The following is a 2,640-nucleotide window of genomic DNA, read 5'->3' on the forward strand; positions in this document are numbered from 1 at the left end:
GTGCCTGCGCCGGTCGTCAGTCGTCGACTGCGTCCTCGTCGGCCTTCTTGTACGGGTCCGCGTCACCGGCGAAGCTCGCCTGCGCGGCCAGCGCGGCCACCTCGCGATCGCGTCGAGCGGCCTCGAGCAGCGCCGCGTCCAGCTGCGCGGACGTGTCCGGCAGCGCGTCGAGGTGGAAGTCCAGCGACGGGGTCAGCCGGATCCCGGTCTGCTTGCCGACCTCGGACCGGATGATCCCCTTCGCGCTCTCGAGCGCGGCGGCGGTGTCGGTGCGCGCGGCGTCGTCGCCCAGCACCGTGTAGAAGACGTCGGCGTGCTGGAGGTCACCGGTGACGCGCACGTCGGTGACGGTGACGAAGCCCAGGCGCGGGTCCTTGATCCGGGTGTCGAGCATCTGCGCGACGACCTGCTGGATGCGCTCGCTGAGCTTGCGGGCGCGGGCTGTGTCCGCCATGAGGCATTCCTTTCTCGGGAGCAGGCCATGGCCTGGGAGAACAACAGGGCGGGCGAGGAGGATTCCTCGCCCGCCCCGCGGGCGTGATCACTGGGGTCAGGCGCGAGGCTTCTCGCGCATCTCCCAGGTCTCGATGGTGTCGCCGATCTCGACGTCGTTGAACGAGCCGAGGCCGATACCGCACTCGAAGCCCTCGCGGACCTCCGTGGCGTCGTCCTTGAACCGCTTGAGCGACTCGATCGTCAGGTTGTCGCCGACGACCTTGCCGCCACGCGTGACGCGCGCCTTCGTGTTCCGTCGGATGAGGCCCGACCGGACGATCGAGCCGGCGATGTTGCCGAACTTCGACGACCGGAAGACCTCGCGCACCTCGGCGGAACCGAGCTGCACCTCCTCGTACTCCGGCTTGAGCATGCCCTTGAGGGCCGCCTCGACGTCGTCGATCGCCTGGTAGATGACCGAGTAGAAGCGCACGTCGACGCCCTCGCGGTCCGCCAGCTCCTCGACGCGCTCCGCGTACTTGACGTTGAAGCCGATGATGATCGCCGAGTCGACGGTGGCCAGGTTGACGTCGTTCTGCGTGATGGCACCCACCCCACGGTGGATGACGCGCAGCTCGACCTCCTCGCCCACGTCGATCTTGAGCAGGGCGTCCTCGAGCGCCTCGACGGCACCGGAGACATCGCCCTTGAGGACCAGGTTGAGGGTCTCGACCTTGCCCTGCTGGAGCGCCTGCGTGAAGTCCTCGAGGCTGATGCGCTTGCGACGCTTGGCCAGGAGGGCGGCACGCTCGGCCGCCTCGCGCTTCTCGCCGATCTGACGCGCGGTGCGGTCGTCCGGAGCCACGATGAACGTGTCGCCGGCGCGGGGCACCGAGGTCAGGCCGAGCACCTGGACGGGGCGCGACGGACCGGCCACGAGGACCGGCTCACCGTGCTCGTCGAACATCGCGCGGACACGGCCGTACGCCGTACCGGCGACGATCGAGTCGCCGACGTTCAGCGTGCCGGACTGCACGAGCACCGTCGCGACGGCACCGCGGCCCTTGTCGAGGTTCGCCTCGATGGCGACGCCACGAGCGTCCTTGTCGGCGTTGGCCCGCAGGTCGAGGGCCGCGTCCGCCGTGAGGAGGACCGCCTCGAGCAGCTGGTCGATGCCGACGTTCTGCTTCGCGGAGACGTCGACGAACATCGTGTCGCCGCCGTACTCCTCGGCCACCAAGTTGTACTCGGTGAGCTGCTGGCGGATCTTGTCGGGGTTGGCCCCCTCCTTGTCCACCTTGTTGACCGCGACCACGATCGGGACGCCGGCCGCCTGGGCGTGGTTGAGCGCCTCGATGGTCTGGGGCATCACGCCGTCGTCGGCCGCGACCACGAGGATCGCGATGTCGGTCACCTGCGCACCACGGGCACGCATGGCGGTGAACGCCTCGTGGCCCGGGGTGTCGATGAACGTGACGGCACGGTCGGTGCCCTCGTGCACGGTGTGCACCTGGTAGGCACCGATGTGCTGGGTGATCCCGCCGGCCTCGCCCGCGACGACGTCCGTCTGACGGATGGCGTCGAGGAGCTTGGTCTTTCCGTGGTCGACGTGACCCATGACGGTGACGACCGGCGGACGCGCCGTCAGGTCGTCGTCGCCCTCGGCCTCGAGCTCGGCGTCCAGGTCGATGTCGAAGGCCCCGAGCAGCTCGCGGTCCTCCTCCTCGGCCGACACCATCTCGATGATGTAGCCGAGCTCCTCGGCCAGCGTGCCGAACGTGTCCTCGTCCAGCGACTGCGTCGCCGTGGCCATCTCACCGAGGTGGAACAGCACGGTGACCAGCGCGGCCGGGTTGGCGTCGATCTTGTCGGCGAAGTCGTTCAGCGACGAGCCGTGGCGCAGGCGGACGACGGTCTTGCCGTTGCCGCGAGGAACCTGCACGCCACCCAGAGAGGGGGCCTGCATCTGCTCGAACTCTTGACGCTTCGCACGCTTCGACTTGCGGCCACGGACGGGACGACCGCCCGCACGACCGAAGGCACCCTGCGTGCTGCCGCGACCGGCACCGCCGGGACGACCGCCACCGCCACCGGGACGACCGGCGAAACCGCCGCCGCCACCGGGGGCGCCACCGGGCGCACCGCCACCGCCACCGGGACGACCGGCGTAGCCGCCGCGCGCACCGCCACCGGCACCGCCGGGTC

Annotated in this window: 2 protein-coding genes; both read right to left on the bottom strand. The window is 70.1% G+C overall.

All coding sequences use genetic code 11. The features are described from left to right. Nucleotides 1-16: 16 nt before the first annotated feature. Entirely contained in the window at nucleotides 17-454 is a 438-nt protein-coding gene (gene rbfA / locus AC1DUQ_RS20430) for a 30S ribosome-binding factor RbfA (protein ID WP_477062927.1), read from the bottom strand. A gap of 96 nt (nucleotides 455-550) precedes the next feature. Beyond that, on the bottom strand, nucleotides 551-2,640 hold a 2,090-nt coding region (gene infB / locus AC1DUQ_RS20435; RefSeq protein WP_477074491.1), incomplete at its 5' end, for a translation initiation factor IF-2.

Source organism: Cellulomonas sp. P4_B5_2, assembly GCF_056402235.1.

Excerpts from the sequence above, each read along its gene's own strand:
- rbfA (WP_477062927.1), bottom strand. The coding sequence starts at position 454 with ATGGCGGACACAGCCCGCGCCCGCAAGCTCAGCGAGCGCATCCAGCAG.